20 protein-coding genes are annotated in these 16,132 nt (G+C 58.3%); 17 read left to right on the forward strand and 3 right to left on the reverse strand.

All coding sequences use genetic code 11. The annotated features are described in order from the left end of the window. Positions 1-10: 10 nt before the first annotated feature. Entirely contained in the window at positions 11-844 is an 834-nt protein-coding gene (gene rsmA, locus WX88_RS02510; protein ID WP_046242675.1) for a 16S rRNA (adenine(1518)-N(6)/adenine(1519)-N(6))-dimethyltransferase RsmA, read from the reverse strand. 211 nt (positions 845-1,055) lie between these two features. Here rsmA and WX88_RS02515 point away from each other — a divergent pair, with 211 nt between their 5' ends. From WX88_RS02515 to WX88_RS02600, 17 genes are all read left to right on the forward strand, one after another. Then, complete coding sequence (locus WX88_RS02515) at positions 1,056-2,516, forward strand: leucyl aminopeptidase family protein (protein WP_052732264.1); 1,461 nt, start codon at positions 1,056-1,058, stop codon at positions 2,514-2,516. 110 nt (positions 2,517-2,626) lie between these two features. Further along, positions 2,627-3,655, forward strand: coding sequence for a 4-hydroxythreonine-4-phosphate dehydrogenase PdxA (gene pdxA / locus WX88_RS02520; RefSeq protein ID WP_046242676.1), 1,029 nt, complete (start codon positions 2,627-2,629; stop codon positions 3,653-3,655). 168 nt (positions 3,656-3,823) lie between these two features. Next, entirely contained in the window at positions 3,824-4,381 is a 558-nt protein-coding gene (locus WX88_RS02525) for a YceD family protein (protein ID WP_231590608.1), read from the forward strand. A gap of 67 nt (positions 4,382-4,448) precedes the next feature. Then, a complete protein-coding gene (gene rpmF, locus WX88_RS02530) occupies positions 4,449-4,679 on the forward strand; it encodes a 50S ribosomal protein L32 (protein ID WP_046242677.1) in 231 nt (76 codons plus the stop codon). Positions 4,680-4,795: 116 nt separating this feature from the next. Then, a complete protein-coding gene (gene plsX, locus WX88_RS02535) occupies positions 4,796-5,737 on the forward strand; it encodes a phosphate acyltransferase PlsX (RefSeq protein ID WP_046242678.1) in 942 nt (313 codons plus the stop codon). Positions 5,738-5,887: 150 nt separating this feature from the next. Beyond that, positions 5,888-6,889, forward strand: coding sequence for a beta-ketoacyl-ACP synthase III (locus WX88_RS02540; protein ID WP_046242679.1), 1,002 nt, complete (start codon positions 5,888-5,890; stop codon positions 6,887-6,889). A gap of 95 nt (positions 6,890-6,984) precedes the next feature. Continuing rightward, the gene (gene efp, locus WX88_RS02545) at positions 6,985-7,548 is read left to right on the forward strand and encodes an elongation factor P (protein ID WP_046242680.1); all 564 of its coding nucleotides are present in this window, start codon (positions 6,985-6,987) and stop codon (positions 7,546-7,548) included. Positions 7,549-7,573: 25 nt separating this feature from the next. Continuing rightward, positions 7,574-8,053 carry an acetyl-CoA carboxylase biotin carboxyl carrier protein gene (gene accB, locus WX88_RS02550; protein ID WP_046242681.1) on the forward strand — a complete coding sequence of 160 codons (480 nt, stop codon included), beginning with the start codon at positions 7,574-7,576 and terminating at the stop codon, positions 8,051-8,053. 104 nt (positions 8,054-8,157) lie between these two features. Next, positions 8,158-9,504, forward strand: a complete 1,347-nt coding sequence (accC, locus tag WX88_RS02555; RefSeq protein ID WP_046242682.1) for an acetyl-CoA carboxylase biotin carboxylase subunit — start codon at positions 8,158-8,160, stop codon at positions 9,502-9,504. 26 nt (positions 9,505-9,530) lie between these two features. After that, positions 9,531-9,959, forward strand: coding sequence for a hypothetical protein (locus tag WX88_RS02560; RefSeq protein WP_046242683.1), 429 nt, complete (start codon positions 9,531-9,533; stop codon positions 9,957-9,959). Continuing rightward, entirely contained in the window at positions 9,952-10,356 is a 405-nt protein-coding gene (locus WX88_RS02565; protein ID WP_156175912.1) for a hypothetical protein, read from the forward strand. The genes WX88_RS02560 and WX88_RS02565 overlap by 8 nt, the downstream gene beginning before the upstream one ends. 192 nt (positions 10,357-10,548) lie before the next feature. Further along, complete coding sequence (locus WX88_RS27125) at positions 10,549-10,950, forward strand: hypothetical protein (RefSeq protein ID WP_052732265.1); 402 nt, start codon at positions 10,549-10,551, stop codon at positions 10,948-10,950. 300 nt (positions 10,951-11,250) lie between these two features. Continuing rightward, positions 11,251-11,856: a hypothetical protein gene (locus WX88_RS02580; protein ID WP_046242687.1), complete on the forward strand. Its 606-nt coding sequence runs from the start codon at positions 11,251-11,253 to the stop codon at positions 11,854-11,856. A gap of 5 nt (positions 11,857-11,861) precedes the next feature. Next, positions 11,862-12,533: a hypothetical protein gene (locus tag WX88_RS02585; protein WP_046242688.1), complete on the forward strand. Its 672-nt coding sequence runs from the start codon at positions 11,862-11,864 to the stop codon at positions 12,531-12,533. Positions 12,534-12,628: 95 nt separating this feature from the next. Next, complete coding sequence (locus WX88_RS02590; RefSeq protein ID WP_046242689.1) at positions 12,629-13,249, forward strand: Uma2 family endonuclease; 621 nt, start codon at positions 12,629-12,631, stop codon at positions 13,247-13,249. Positions 13,250-13,374: 125 nt separating this feature from the next. Further along, entirely contained in the window at positions 13,375-14,781 is a 1,407-nt protein-coding gene (locus tag WX88_RS02595) for a dihydrolipoamide acetyltransferase family protein (protein ID WP_046243091.1), read from the forward strand. 147 nt (positions 14,782-14,928) lie between these two features. Beyond that, positions 14,929-15,126: a hypothetical protein gene (locus tag WX88_RS02600; protein ID WP_046242690.1), complete on the forward strand. Its 198-nt coding sequence runs from the start codon at positions 14,929-14,931 to the stop codon at positions 15,124-15,126. Positions 15,127-15,156: 30 nt separating this feature from the next. On the opposite strand, the gene WX88_RS02605 is transcribed toward WX88_RS02600, so the two are convergent. Beyond that, complete coding sequence (locus WX88_RS02605) at positions 15,157-15,618, reverse strand: RES family NAD+ phosphorylase (RefSeq protein WP_046242691.1); 462 nt, start codon at positions 15,616-15,618, stop codon at positions 15,157-15,159. Then, a complete protein-coding gene (gene parS / locus WX88_RS02610) occupies positions 15,618-16,046 on the reverse strand; it encodes a type II RES/Xre toxin-antitoxin system antitoxin (RefSeq protein ID WP_052732266.1) in 429 nt (142 codons plus the stop codon). Before parS ends, WX88_RS02605 begins: the two co-directional genes overlap by 1 nt. Between the last annotated feature and the right edge of the window lie 86 nt (positions 16,047-16,132).

Raw genomic sequence — 16,132 nt, forward strand, 5'->3', positions numbered from 1 at the left:
GGCCGCGCCCTTATTCGGCAATATCATCTACTTCAAGGTCTGGCAATTCGCTGCTCAGCCCGGCGTTGTGCTGGGCAATGCGCTGGGTGAGCCCCACAAACTCGGCCACGCCCAACTGTTCGGCCCGCTTCTCAAAAATGGGGTCGGCTGTGGCCTCGGCCGGCAGCCCAAACGGTTTCAGCGCATTGCGCAGCGTCTTGCGCCGCGTCTGAAACGCCTGTTTCACCACCCGGAAAAACAGCTTCTCGTCGCAGTCCAGCCGCTCGGTTGTGTTACGGGTCAGGCGCACCACGGCCGACTCCACTTTGGGCGGCGGCACGAACACGTGCGGCGGCACCGTGAACAGATAGTCAATCGTATAGTAAGCCTGCAAAAGCACGCTCAGAATGCCGTAGGTTTTTGAGCCGGGCGGCTCGGCTAGCCGCTGCGCCACTTCCTTCTGAATCATGCCCACCACTTCGCGCACCTGCTGCCGGTTATTGAGCACGGCAAAAAATATTTGGCTGCTGATGTTATAAGGAAAGTTGCCAATGATGGCCAGCGGCTGCTGCGGAAACAGCTCGCTCAGGTTCTGCTTGAGGAAATCGGTGGCAAAAATGCGGTTTGCGAGCGCGGGGTAATGCTCCTTGAGGTAGGCCACCGATTCGGTGTCAATCTCGACCACGCTGGTTTGGTAGGCCGGGTTCGCCAGCAAATACTGGGTGAGCACGCCCATGCCGGGTCCGATTTCGAGCACCTGCCCCACCCCATGGGGCAATTGCAAGGCATCCACAATGTTGCGGGCAATGTTAGGGTCGGCCAAAAAATGCTGGCCGAGGTGTTTTTTGGGGCGAACAGTATTCACGTTTGGGATAAATTAAAAGAGAACAGAACGTCGTGCCGAGCGAAGCCGAAGCATCTCTCCCACGCAAGTAATTCAAATTCCCCACCGAAGCCGTAAAGCAGCTTCGGGGGCAGACAGTAGATAAAGCGTGACGTTTCTATCAGTTTCGTCAAAAAGCTCACCACCGGGACAGTACCTTGCGGCCTCAAATCTACGGCCTTCACCTCCGCTCATGTCTTTAGCTCTTGCCCACGCCACCGCCGCGCCAGCCCAGTCCACGCAGGTTTTTATTCTGTCGCACGGCACCTCGTCCCTGCTCACTGCTGCGGCCGGCAACCTCTCCGCCGAAGCTCAGCAGTACGTAGCCACGGCCCTGGCCGACGACCAGAAGCTCGTCCATCTCAACCACTTCAGCCACCACCACTACTTCGTGGTACTCGCTGATAAGCCCACCCCCGAGCAAGTAGCCGAAGCCTTGCGCCGCAGCGGCCACGCCCTGCACGGCGAGTTGAAGCGTGAAAAAGTAGCCGAGGTTTTCCTTCACAACCTCAGCTCCACGGCCAATGCGGGCCTCCTGCTTGCCGAAGGCCTGGCTCTGAGCGCCTACCACTTCGAGGGCTACAAAACCGACGCCAAGTCGCGCACCGCCGCTACGCTCACCAAAGTTTCCATCGTTGGCGACGCCGCAACCCCAGCCACTATCGCCGAGCTCGACGGCCTGCTGCAAGGCGTCAGCTTGGCCCGCGACCTCGTGAATGCGCCGCTTAATAAGCTCAACGCCGTGCAGCTGGCCGAGAGTATCGCCACCGCCGGCGACGAAGCCGGCTTCACCACCGACATCCTCGACCTGCCCAAAATCGAAGCCCTCCGCATGGGCGGCCTGCTTGCCGTGAACTTGGGCTCGCCGGAGCCGCCCACCTTCAGCATCCTCGAATGGAAGCCGGAAGGTGCCCAGAATGCGAAGCCTTACGTGCTGGTGGGCAAGGGCGTGGTGTTCGACACCGGCGGCCTCAGCCTCAAGCCCACACCCAATAGCATGGACATGATGAAGTGCGACATGGCGGGCGCCGCCGCCGTGGCCGGCACGCTCTTCGCCCTGGCCAAAAATAACGTCCCGCTGCACGTCATCGGCCTGGTGCCCGCGACCGATAACCGCCCCGGCGGCCTTGCCTACGCCCCCGGCGACGTGCTCACCATGCACAGCGGCCTCACTGTAGAGGTAAAAAACACCGATGCCGAAGGCCGCCTGCTCCTCGCCGATGCCCTCAGCTTCGCCAGGAAATACGACCCGGCGCTAGTTATTGACCTCGCTACCCTCACCGGCGCCGCCGTGCGCGCCTTGGGCACCGAAGCTTCCGCCGTGCTTGGCACCGCCGGCGCCGCTACCCTACAGGCCCTCAGCGCCGCTGGCTACCGCGTGCACGAGCGCCTCGTCGAGTTTCCCCTTTGGGAAGAGTACGCTGACCACATTAAGTCCGACATTGCCGACCTCAGCAACCTGGGCAAGGGCGAAGCCGGCCACATCTCGGCCGCCAAGTTCCTGGAGCGCTTTGCCGAAGGCTACCCCTGGATTCACCTCGACATCGCTGGCCCCGCCTACCTTACCGCCCCCGAAAGCTACCGTGGCAAAGGCGGCACCGGCACCGGCGTGCGATTGCTGTATGAGTTTTTAACCAGACAATTGGCCGATTAGCCCGTCATGCAGAGCGCAGCGAAGCATCTCGCATGCCGTCACTATTCGATTGAGTCACCACCGCACGCGAGATGCTTCGCTGCGCTCTGCATGACGTTCCTCCGATAATAATGCCTCAAAACCTCCCTCGTCTCGGCTTCTCCGTTGGCGACCTCGCCGGCATCGGCCCCGAAGTCATTTATAAAACGCTGCTCGATGAGCGCCTGCTGAAAATATGCACGCCCGTCATCTACGGCACGGCCACTGCACTGTTTGATGATTTCCCCACCCCCACTGATGCCGAGCACCTCACCTTTCGACAGTTGCGCGATGCCGCCGACATTGCCCCCGGCCGCCTCAACGCCGTGACTTGTTGGGAGGAAGACTTCGCTCTTGCCCCTGGCCAGCCCTCACCTGCCACCGGACAGGCCGCCCGCGAAAGCCTCCTGGCGGCCAGCCGCGACCTAAAAGCCGGCAAGCTCGATGCCTTAGTCACAGCGCCCATCAGCAAGGACAATACCCAGGCCGATGACTTCCGCTTCCCCGGCCATACCGAGTTTCTTACCAGCTACTTCGGGGCGCCCGAGAGCCTCATGTTCCTGGTTGATGAAGGCTTACGCATTGCCACCGTCACGGGCCACATTCCCCTCAAGGACGTGCCCGCCCGCCTCACGCCCGAGCTGCTGCGCACGAAAATCAGCCTGCTGCTTAAATCGTTGAAGCAGGATTTTGGCATTCTCAAGCCCCGCGTGGCGGTGCTGGGCCTCAACCCTCACGCGGGTGAAAATGGCTTGCTGGGCAGTGAGGAAGGCGATGTGGTGACGCCCGTTATTCAGCAGTTTGCACAGGATGGCCACCTCGTTTTCGGCCCCTTCCCCGCCGATGGTTACTTCGGCACCCAGCAGTTCCGGCAGTTCGATGCTACCCTAGCCCTCTACCACGACCAAGGCCTGATTCCCTTTAAACTGATGGCTTTTGAGCGCGGCGTGAACTTCACGGCTGGCTTGCCGGTAGTGCGCACCTCTCCCGACCACGGCACGGCCTATGGCTTGGCCGGGCAGTTTAAGGCTGAGGAATCATCGTTCCGGGCGGCTGTGTACCTGGCTTGCGAGGTGTGGCAGCAGCGCTGGGAAGCGGCCCAGCCGCGCTCGGTACGCTAGCTACAGCCAGTGGCAGGAGGGGCACCAATAAGCGGCCGACCACGTATAGGGACCTATGCAATTTGCTGAACCAGAGCTGACCATCAAGGCAAAAACAGCCCTTTCCAGGCTGAACCTGCTAGGAAAGTTGGCCTTACCTTTTGGCAAAAAGCCAGAATTTCGTTACTTTTGCCCCCTGCTATCAAGCCGACCGTGAAAAAAGACAGCCAATACGACATCAATTTAGCCAAGCTGGCGCTGAAAACGCACCACTTCGAGTTTGAATTGGGTCCCGACTTTTTCGCTCTGTTCGACCAGCCCCTGGTAGAGCAAGGCCATTTGCACGCCGACGTAGAGCTCATTAAAACCGAGCGCCTACTCACCTTGAACTTCCACATCACCGGCACGGTGTGCCTGAACTGCGACCGTACGCTGGAGGAGTTCGACCAGCCGCTGGACATTCACGAGCAGCTACTGGTGCGCTTCGGCGATGAGAACAAGGAGCTTGACGACAACGTACTGCAAATCACGCCCGAAACTCAGACCCTGCCCCTGGCCCAGCACCTGTACGACTACATCGGCCTGGCGCTACCCATGAAAAAGCTGCACCCGCGCTTCCAGAACGAACCCGACGAAAACCCTGATGCGCCCACCAAGCTCATCTTCAGTACCCGTCCCGCCGACGATGCGCCCGATGACGACGAGCCGGCAGACCCCCGCTGGGCCGCTCTCAGAAACCTGAATTAATCCGTCAGCGCCCCGAGTCGCTCCCCACTCATAATTCATAATTCATAATTCATAATTCACCAATAAAATGGCTCATCCTAAGCGCCGCACTTCTTCCGCCGTTCGCGACAAGCGTCGTACCCACTATAAGCTTACCCCAAAGGCTGTTACCTTGTGCCCCAACACCGGCGAACTGCACCTGCGCCACAAGGCTTACGTAGTTGACGGCGACCTGTATCACAATGGTCAGCTGGCCATCAAAAACTACACGAAGGTGAGTGCAGCACCCGCCGCCGACACCACCGGCGACGACGAATAGCGCGTCAGGTTGTTACTTCGCGGTACCATTCGGTCCGGCTTCGCTCCTTTTTTAAGCCAGCGAGGCCGGACTTGTGGTTCCTACCCTCTTCCCTGACCTTCCCAAACACCTCTTTCATGAAAATAGCCCTCGACGCAATGGGCGGCGATTTCGCCCCCCAAGCCGCCGTGGCGGGTGCCCTGCTGGCAGCCGAACAACTAGCCGGCCGGGCCACCATCGTCCTCATTGGTCAGGAAGACGCCGTGCGGCCCCTGCTCCAAGCCGCCGGGCCTGCGGGCGCCGCGCTCGAATTCGTCCCCGCGTCGCAGATTATCGACATGGGCGAGCACCCTGCCAAAGCCTTCCAGCAAAAGCCCGATTCCAGCATCGCGGTTGGCTACAAAATGCTGCTTGCCGGCGAAGTCGAAGCATTTTGCTCGGCGGGCAATACCGGTGCCATGCTGGTTGGCGCCATGTTCACGGTGAAGGCCGTGCCCGGCGTGATTCGCCCGGCCATTGCCAACTTCGTTCCCAAGCTGCACGGCAGTTTTGGAATCCTGCTCGACGTAGGCGCCAACGCCGAGTGCAAACCCGAAATGTTGGAGCAATTCGGCGAACTCGGCTCTCTGTACGCTCAGTACGTGCTGGGCATCGCGCAACCCAAAGTTGGCCTAGTCAATATTGGCGAGGAAGAAGGCAAGGGCACGCCCAACATTCAGGCAGCATACCAACTGCTGAAAGTGAACCCGCACATCGATTTCGTGGGCAATATTGAGGGCCGGGACTTGTTCAACGACAAGGCCGACGTCATTGTCTGCGACGGCTTCACGGGCAATATCTTGCTGAAAATGGCCGAATCCATCTATGAGATGATGGAGGAGAAGCAGATTCGCGACGCGTTTTTCGACAAGTTCAATTATGAGGCCGTGGGTGGCTCCCCCATCCTGGGCATCAACGACAACGCCATCATTGGCCACGGCCGTAGCACCGCGCTGGCCATTTCCAACATGCTGGAGCAGGGCTATAATATGGCCAGCTCTGGTATTATTGACCAAATAAAGGCTACTTTTAAATCCTAAACGCTGCCCGCAGCTGTGAAAAATCTTCCGGCTTTAGCCGGATTTTTTTTAGCGGCTTGTCGACTCATTACCCGGAACTTGGGTGCCCCATAATTACACCTTTTCGGCTCCGATTCCCATTTCTCGATTGCCCCGCCTACTTTTGCCCGTATGAAGATTACTGCTGCCATTACCGGCGTGGGTGCCTATGTGCCCGATTATGTGTTAACCAATGCCGAGCTTGAAAAGCTGGTGGACACCACCGATGAGTGGATTATGTCCCGAACAGGCATCCGGGAACGGCGAATCTTGAAAGGCACCGACCAAGGCTCATCCGTGATGGGCATCAAAGCGGTGCAGAATCTGCTGGACAAAACCGGCACCAACCCCGAGGACGTGGAGCTGCTGATTTGCGCTACCGTGACGCCCGACGTGCTGTTTCCCGCCACGGGCAATATTATTTCCAACCGCGTGGGCATTACCAAGGCGTTCAGCTACGACATGAATGCGGCGTGCTCCGGCTTTCTGTTTGCGCTGGCTACCGGCGCGCAGTTTATCCAAGCGGGCACCTACAAAAAGGTGATTGTGGTGGGCACCGATAAAATGTCCGCCATCGTCGACTACACCGACCGCGCCAACTGCATCCTGTTTGGCGACGGAGCCGCCGCCGTGCTCCTCGAACCCAGCACCGATGGCTACGGCGTGCTCGACCAAGTGCTGCGTACCGATGGCAGCGGCGAGGCCTACCTGCACCAGAAAGCCGGGGGCAGCCGCCGCCCGCCCACGCACGAAACCGTGGACCGCAAGGAGCACTACATCTACCAGGAAGGCGCCACGGTGTTTAAGTTTGCCGTCAAAAGCATGGCCGACGTGGCCGCTCAGGTGATGGAGCGCAATCACCTCGCCAACGACGACGTGGCCTGGCTGGTGCCTCACCAAGCCAACAAGCGCATCATCGACGCTACTGCCAACCGCATGGGCGTGGGCCCCGAGAAAGTGATGCTCAACATTGACCGCTACGGCAACACCACCAACGGCACCATTCCGCTGTGCCTGGCCGACTACGAAAGCCAACTGCGCCGCGGCGACAACCTGGTGCTGGCGGCCTTTGGCGGTGGCTTCACCTGGGGCTCCATTTACATCAAATGGGCATACGATGGTTCTCAATTATGAATGATAAATTATGAATGATGAACTGCTGTTTCAGCATCTCGTGATTCCTTCTTTACAATTCATGATTCATAATTTATAATTCACAACTCCAAAAAATGGCATCAACCGCCGACTTCCGCAACGGCCTCGTTCTTAATTACAACGGAGAGCTGCACGTTATTACTGAATTTCAGCACGTGAAGCCGGGCAAAGGCCCCGCCTTTGTGCGCACCAAGATGCGCAACATCAAAACCGGCCGCACCATCGACAATACCTTCAACGCCGGCGTGAAGGTGGAAACGGCCCGGGTGGAGCAGCGCCCCCATCAGTTCATCTACAAAGACGACTACGGCTTCACGTTTATGGACACGAGCACGTTTGAGCAGATTGTGCTGCCCGATGCCATGGTGCCCTTCGCCGACCTGATGAAGGAAGGCCAGGAAGTGACCATCCTCATGCACGCCGAAACCGAGCAGCCCCTCACCGCCGAACTTCCCTCGACCGTGGAGCTGGTGGTGACCTACACCGAGCCGGGGCTGAAAGGCGACACCGCCACCAACACCCTGAAGCCCGCTACCGTGGAAACCGGCGCCCGCATCCAGGTTCCACTATTCATCGACCAGGACACCAAAATCCGGATTGATACCCGGAATTACGCTTATGTCGAAAGAGTCAAGTAAGGATTCGCACAAAAAGGACGCTGCCATGAAAGCCAAAGAATTACAGGAGTTGCTCGATTTTATCGCAAAATCGGGGCTGAATAAGGTCAACATCGAAACCGAGGAATTTAAGATTTCGGTGCAGCGTGACCCCAATACCAAGCAGGTGGTGAGCATGGCGCCGGTAGCCGCCGCCGCGCCAGCCCCGGCAGCAGTTCCCGTGCCGGCCACGCCCGCTGCGGCGGCCGCCACAACTGCTGCCGCAGCCCCCGCAGAAGCGCCCGCAGGCAACTACCGCCCCCTGAAAGCACCCATGATTGGCACGTTCTACCGCAGCAGCGGGCCTGACTCGCCCGCCTTTGTGCAGGTGGGCGACGTGGTGGAGAAAGGCCAGGTTATCTGTATTATCGAGGCCATGAAGCTGTTCAACGAGATTGAGGCCGAGGAAAGTGGCCGCGTTGTGAAAGCGCTGGTGGAAAATGCCACTCCTGTGGAGTACGACCAGCCGTTGTTTTTAATTGAATAGCCCCCGTTTGAATTATGAGTTATGAGTTATGAATTATGAGTTTTCAACCGGCTCATGACTCATAATTCATAACTCATAATTTTTAATTCATAATTCAAAGAGCCGTGTTCAAGAAAATACTCATCGCCAACCGGGGCGAAATTGCGCTGCGCATCATCCGCACCTGCAAGGAAATGGGCATCAAAACGGTGGCCGTGTACTCGACTGCCGACAAAGAAAGTCTGCACGTGAAATTTGCCGATGAGGCCGTGTGCATTGGCCCGCCCGCCTCAGCGCAGTCTTACCTGAGCATGCCGAACTTGATTTCGGCCGCCGAAATCACCAACGCCGACGCCATTCATCCCGGCTACGGCTTCCTGTCGGAAAACGCGGAATTCTCGCGCATCTGCACCGAAAACGGCATCAAGTTCATCGGCGCCTCGCCCGATATGATAAACCAGATGGGTGACAAGGCCACCGCCAAAGCCACCATGATTAAGGCCGGCGTGCCCTGCATTCCTGGCTCGGTGGGCCTGCTCGAATCGGTGGAGCAGGGTAAGAAAATCGCCAACAAGATTAAATACCCGGTTATTCTGAAAGCCACGGCCGGCGGCGGTGGGCGCGGCATGCGCATTATCCACTCCGACGACGATTTCCAGAAAGCCTGGGACGATGCTCGTACGGAGTCGAAGGCAGCTTTCGGCAACGACGGCATGTACCTGGAGAAGTATGTGGTACAACCGCGCCATATTGAGGTGCAGATTGTGGGCGACCAGTTCGGCCACGTGGCCCATCTTTCGGAGCGCGACTGCTCCATTCAGCGGCGCCACCAGAAGCTGGTGGAAGAAGCGCCCTCCCCTTTCATGACGGATGCGCTGCGCGAGAAAATGGGCGCAGCGGCCATCGCGGGCGCTTCGGCTATCGGCTACGAGGGCGTGGGCACGATTGAGTTTCTGGTGGATGCCAACCGGGACTTCTATTTTATGGAGATGAATACCCGCATCCAGGTGGAGCACCCGGTGACCGAGGAAATCATCAACTACGACCTCATCAAGGAGCAAATCAAGGTGGCGGCGGGCGTGCCGATTTCGGGCAAGAACTACTTCCCGAAGATGCACGCCATGGAGTGCCGCATCAACGCCGAGGACCCGCGCAACGGTTTCCGCCCCGCTCCCGGCCGCATTACCACGCTGCACATCCCCGGCGGCCACGGCGTGCGCGTGGACACGCACGTGTATGCCGGCTACCAGATTCCGCCGAACTATGACTCCATGATTGCCAAGCTCATCACCGTGGCCCAAACCCGCGAGGAGTGCATCGTGAAAATGAAGCGCGCCCTGAGTGAATTCGTGGTGGAAGGCGTGAAAACGACCATTCCGTTTCACCTGGCGCTGATGGATAATGAGCAGTTTCGGGCGGGAAATTTCACGACGGCGTTTCTGGAGCAGTCGTTCGATTTCTCGACGATTTAATCTAAAAACCCATTCATGCCCATCCCATGGAAACCGCTCAAATAGTCTCTTTCGCATGGAAAATTGCGGAGAATTTAGATAATGACTCCAAAAGCGTCTCAATCAAACGCACTGAAGAAGACCGCTATGTTACTAATTTCGAATGTAAAACGGCTAATACAGCTCTTTCTTTTAGCCTAACTCTAAGGGATATCACGGGTAGTCCTGAATTTCATGCGGGCTCTAGGACATTCATCCCCACAGAGAAAAAAGAGGAAAAACAAGTTGCTAAGACCTATTCCTTTCAGATAAGCAATTCTGGAAATGGCCATCAGACAATTGTTACAGACCTTCAAAAAGACAGTGACGCTGAATTTGCTGATGTTTATAATGCGTTCGAAAAGCTTTATAATTCTCTTTTGAGAGCAAGCGAAAAGAACCTAAGTTCTGATGTAGACGCAATAATTAATGGCTGATGCACTTTTAGCGTTGTCTCCGAGGCGCTACGTAAAGTACAAGGCGCTTATCGTTGTATCAATATTTCTGTACCTTGGCATTGCCCTCGCCGGCTGCGCCGATGCCTGCAACGGCAACATCGAAACCACGGTGCTCTACGCCAAGCCGGGGCCGAAAGGCGTAGGCCGCGCCACCTACGTCGATGTGGTGAACAAGCCCGGTTTGGGCGTTAAAAAGACGCTGCTGTACCAGGGCAAGGAGTTTGGTACGTTCCCGCACGTCGTCATCATCCAAGACCCGCAGAACCGGTTTGCGAAGAACCGGACCATCTGCTTCACCAACTACCGCATCAACGCCCCGGCCACGGGTGGTGATTTGAACGAGGAAGGCATTCCCGAAATCACGGTGGAAGAGTAGCGGGTAGAGCGATTTGAGTACTCAAGCACAAGTAATCGTAGCTAAAAAGGTGGTCATGCTTCGACTCCGCTCAGCATGACCGTTCCAATTCACTACGGGTACTTAGGCTCATCCATCTAATTGAACCATACAACCAATTCAGGCCTCTAGGCCTCTTGCTGTTGGTTTCAATTAACTTCCCAAAGCTTTTCAATGCAAAAGTACTTACTATCCTGCCTGCTCGTGGGCCTGGCTCTGCCCGGCTTTGGCCAAGGCCGCGACACGGCGTTTGCCGTGCACAAACTATTTCGTGAAAAACGCGCCGCTGGCAACGGCTTCCTGGCGGCCGGGGCCACGGCCACGACCGTGGCTGGCAGCCAATACGCCCAGGAGGCCAGTAGCCCCCCCACGGCCCAGGAAACCAGGCAAAACGCGGTGGCTGGCGCTGCATTCGCGGGCGCCGGCATGCTCAAGGCCGGCCGCTACAGCACCGAAAACGAGGCCTACATCCTGAAGCGCTACAGCGAAGGCTGGTCCATTCCGCCCGACATCCGCCGCAAGCTGCGTCGCAAGCACTTTCACCGCTCCGCCCGCGACATGGAACCGAATCAGTAACCGCGTAGGCAACCGGCCAGCCCTGGCTTTCGTCCGGAGGGTTCTGGCTTTTTCCCGGAGGTCCCCTGCTTTTTCCCAGAAGGTTCCGGCTTTTTCCCGGAGGCCCCGGGCTTTTTTCCAGCGTCTTCGGGGCAAAACCCAGGGGACTCCGGGGAAAAGTCCGGGGCCTCTTGCTTTTGCTCAGAGGCCCCGGACTTTCTCCCGGAGCCCCGTGCGAAAAAGCCCGCCGGTGCCAGCTGTGAATTTTGGTGAAGATCAGCTACTATTACGGCATCGCTAACCCTATTTCCCTCCTTATCCATGCCCGACTACATTCCCTCCGCCCTGCCGAAGTTCACCGATTGGGTGGGCTTGCAAACCCGCAAACGCCCCGACTACGCCGCCGCCCTGGGCCTCACGCCCCAGGACGTGCAGGACCGCGCCGCGGCCGACGCTGCCGTGCTCCTCGCCAACACTGAAGCCGCCGATGCCCTGCGCACTTCCGCCGCCAAGGTAGCCGCCCGCGATGAGGCCATCCGCGTCTACAACACCCAGGCCCGCCTCGACATTGCCCGCGCCAAAACTGCCCCCGGCTACACCGAGGCCATCGGCAAAGACTGCCAGTGGCTCACCACCACCGATGCCATAGACCCCACTACCCTCCGGCCCACCCTCGAAATCCGCGACTCGGCCGAGGGCCTGGTGCTGAAATGGAGCAAAGACGGCCAGGACGGCGTGCAGGTGTACCGCCGCGCCGCCGGTGCCCAGGACTGGGGCCGCCCCCTCGCCTTCGATTCGCGCTCCCCCTACATCGACACCGAAATCAACTTGGTGGGCCGCTACGAGTACTACGTGCAGCTCATGAAGGACGACCGGCCCGTGGGCCAGCCGTCGGATATCGTGGCGGCCATGCACGGGGGACGGTAGGGAATATGAGAATTGAAGCTATTAAAACTCGAATTGATGAGTTAATAAGTTCTGCGGATGATGTTCTGAAAACTGCTAGTAGTAGGCCAGGTCGAATAGGTTCCGGTTATGTTAACTCGGTTTTATATCACGAATGGCGCGTTGGAAGTCTATCATTTTTAATTGCTGTTTTTGGTAGTAACCATTCTATTCCCAAAAACTATGAATCAACAGGACTTAGTGCTGTACCTGGAGCTGTTTATAGAGGACTAGGTGTGCTGAAAGCTGCCAAACAGGAAATAGATGGTGGCTGGCTTACTTCACTAAAAGGCCTTATCTCGGCTGAAATCTTTTCTGACTTTTTAGAAATGGCTGAATACCTGCTGGAACAGAAGTTCAAAGACCCAGCAGCAGTCATGATTGGCAGCGTCTTGGAGGAACATCTGAGGCAACTGTGTCAGAATAATTCTCTTCCTATTGATACAGTGAAGGATGGCAAATCCATTCCCAAAAAGGCTGATACCATGAATGCCGATTTGGCTAAAGCCGGCGTTTATAATCCTCTCAGCCCAAAAAGTGTGACTGCTTGGCTTGATTTGAGAAATAAAGCTGCTCATGGTCAATATGGCGAATACACGCAGGAACAAGTGAAGCTGATGTACCAAGGAGTAACTGACTTCATTGCCCGCACTACTTAAGTAGGTTTATCTTCAAAACAACGCCCCCGCCGCCCCCATGCGCCGGGTGCGTTTTGCGTCTGAGCCTACCTTTGCAGTTCCCCAAACCCGGCTCTATGTACCCCGACGACTCGATTTACCAGCGCCGCTATACCGTGGAGGAATACTTTGCCCTGGAGGAGCAGTCCGACACCCGGCACGAGTACTACCACGGCGAGATTTTCCCCCTCGATGGCCCCGGCTCCCCGGAAGGTATGGCCGGCGGCACCAAGCGCCACAACAGCCTCATCCAAAACTGCACCTTTGCCCTGCGCACCGGCTTGCAGGGCCGAAGCTGCGAAATCTTCGCCGAAAACGTGCGCCTGGCCCTGGCCGGCGACCAGCACTTCAACTACCCCGACGTGGTGGTAAGCTGCGACCCCACCGATGACGACCCGCGCACCGTTCACGCGCCCGTGCTGGTTATCGAGGTGCTATCTAAAAGCACCGAAGCCCGCGACCGGGGCTGGAAATTTGAGCAGTACCAGTCGCTGCCCTCCCTTCAGCAGTACGTGCTGATTTCGCAGTACCGGATGCTGGTCGACAGCTTCGTGCGCACCGACCACGGCACGTGGGAACTGACCCCGCTGCGGCAGCCCAACGAGGTGCTGCAAGTGCCCGCGCTGGGCGTAGCGGTGGCGCTATCGGCCATTTACGAGCAAATTCCCCTCGACCCAATCCGGTTGGCTTTCGAGTAGCTAATAGGTTAACATCCTTTTAAACGCCCCCGCCGCCTCGCGTGCCGGGGGCGTTCGGCTTTCTGGCTACCTTTGCCCCACTAAACTCCCACCCCACACTTAATCCCCAAAATACCCCTCCTAATATGGCACGAGTGGAAATGACGATGCCCAAAATGGGCGAAAGCATCATGGAAGGCACCGTCCTGAAATGGCTCAAGCAAGTCGGCGACACGATTGAGCAGGACGAATCGGTGCTGGAAGTGGCCACCGACAAAGTTGACACCGAAGTACCGGCCATCTACGCAGGTGTGTTGCAGGAAATTCTGGTTCAGGAAGGCCAGGTAGTGGCTGTGGGTGCCCCCATCGCCATCATGGAAACCGATAAGGCGGCTGCCGCTGCTCCAACCACCGCAACGGCCCCCTCCAGCAACGGCCTCGACGGCATACGCCCCGATGCTGGCGTGGCCGAAGTGCCTTACCTGCCCGAAGCGGCCGCGTCGCCGGCCACCCAGCCAGCCGCCGCCGCTGGCGCCGTGCACCAGCCCGGCCGCTTCCTCTCCCCGCTGGTGCTGAGCATTGCCCGCGAAGAAGGCGTGAGCATTACTGATTTGGAATACCTGCCCGGCACCGGCAAGGAAGGCCGCGTTACCAAAAAAGACATTCTCGACTACGTGGCCAATGGCAAGCAGCCACTGGCGCCCACCGCCGCTTCGGTGGCGCCCCTAGTCGCCCCGGTAGCCCAGTTGCCCCAAACTGCGCCGGTCGTCGAGCCCGCAAAGCCCGCGACTAGCAGCAGCCCGCCGCCCGCCGCTGCTACCAAGCCCGCCCCCAGCGTGAGCGGCGGCCAGGAGCTGATTGAGATGGACCGCATGCGCAAGATGATTGCGCAGCGCATGGTGGATTCGAAGCGGATTTCGCCGCACGTCACCAGCTTCGTGGAGGCTGATGTAACGGAGCTGGTACACTGGCGCAACAAGCACAAAGATGCCTATAAGAAGCGCGAGGGCGAAAACCTCACCTTCACGCCCATCTTCATCCAGGCCGTGGCCCGCGCCATCCAGGACTTCCCGATGATTAACGTGTCCATCGACGGCGACTACATCATCAAAAAGCGCGACATCAACATCGGGGTGGCCGTGGCCCTGCCCAGCGGCAACCTGATTGTGCCCGTCATCCACAACGCCGACCGGCTCAATCTGAACGGTCTCGGCAAGAAGGTGAACGACCTGGCCAACCGCGCCCGCCAAAACAAGCTCAAGCCCGAAGACCTGGAGGGCGGCACCTACACGCTCAGCAACGTAGGCTCGTTTGGCAATGTGATGGGCACGCCCATCATCATGCAGCCGCAGGTGGCCATTATGGCCGTGGGCGCCATCAAGAAGAAGCCCGCCGTGATTGAAACGCCGCAGGGCGACCTCATTGGCGTGCGTCACTTCATGTTCCTCTCCCACAGCTACGACCACCGCGTGGTCGATGGCTCGCTCGGCGGCATGTTCGTGCGCAAAGTAGCCGATTACTTGGAGCAGTTTGACCCAAACACAGCTATTTAGCTCTTACCGTCTAGCTGTTATCGTCGCGCATTTCAGCCCGTCCTGCTGCGTTTGCCGGCGCCTCTCTACCGCAAGAATAATTATTCACTTGCGCGGTAGAGAGGCGCCGGCAAGTGCAGCAGGACGTGGTTTTATCCCTGGCTTTTTATGAAAAACCTGATTTTCCTCGGGGCGCTGGTGTTGGCACTGGGCCTCATTGGCTATTTATACCAACAGCTCGCGGCCACCGAAAAGGCTTTGCAACTAGCAGAAAAGCGCTTTACTGATTGCGAGAAGGTCACCTTCCAGTTGCAAAACCAGCTGGCGCCGCTGCAAAAGAAGCAGCCGGGAGGGATACCGCAGTAGTCCCTGCGGCAGCCCGGAGAGGGCCAACAGCTACCGTTTCAGCAGCCGCTCGTCGAAGTGAAACGGCTGGGCATCGAGCAGCCGTACCTGCGAAAATTCGGGATGAGCGGGGTTCAGCAGCAGGTTGCGCTCCTGCGGCACCACCACGGACGGCACTTGCAGGGCCAGACTGCGCCCCGATTGCAGCCACGCGTGCCCGATAACAGCCGTGGGTTGGGGCATCGAGAGCCGCTGCCAGTCGGCCGGCAGGTCGTCGGGCGTCATGGCCTCCCGGCTGGTGCTGTCGGGCACCTCCAGCGTGAGCAGATACATATCATCGGGCAAGTCCTCCACGGGCAAATGCACCAGGGTTTCCAGTAGGGCCATGGCCCGTTGTTCGGCCGTATAGAGCAGGGCCAGGCCGGGAAGGTTCCAGCGGCCCCCGTAGAGGTAGGCGCCGTAGCCGCTCAGGTCGTGGCGCCGGGCGTAGCGGGCCAGTCTAAATACCTCCACTACCCAAAAACGCCGTGCTCGATGCGGCCCAGGATATCACGCAGCAAGCGAATGCCGACGGTGGTAGTAATAAATTCCACGGGCTTGCGGCCACCCAGAGCGGGGATGGACGACTCCATCCAATGCCGAAACTTGTCTTCGCCGAACAGGTCAAAACCTTCGGCATAAAGCGTGGCCAACTGCACCAGCCGGTCGGTCGCATCGGCCTTGAGGCGCTGCGCGGGCGTGTAGCGCTGCAAGGTGCGCACCGACAAATCGACGGCCGCCGCCAGCACGGGCAGCGGCAGGTGCGAGCGCCGGGCCAGGTGGTCGAGCGCCTGCCGCCGCAGGCCCCGCTGAATTACGTCTACCAGCTGTAAGTCGCTGGCAATGGGTTCGCCCACCACCGAGGGGCCGCCCAACACGTCAACAAATGCATACGGTGCCATGATATTGCGATTACTCTAAAAATGTAAAGTATGCCGCGCCTTGCGCCAACTGTCGCAAATATAACGACACTTGTCACAAAATAGAT

It is taken from the genome of Hymenobacter terrenus (assembly GCF_000972495.1).
GTDB lineage: Bacteria > Bacteroidota > Bacteroidia > Cytophagales > Hymenobacteraceae > Hymenobacter > Hymenobacter terrenus.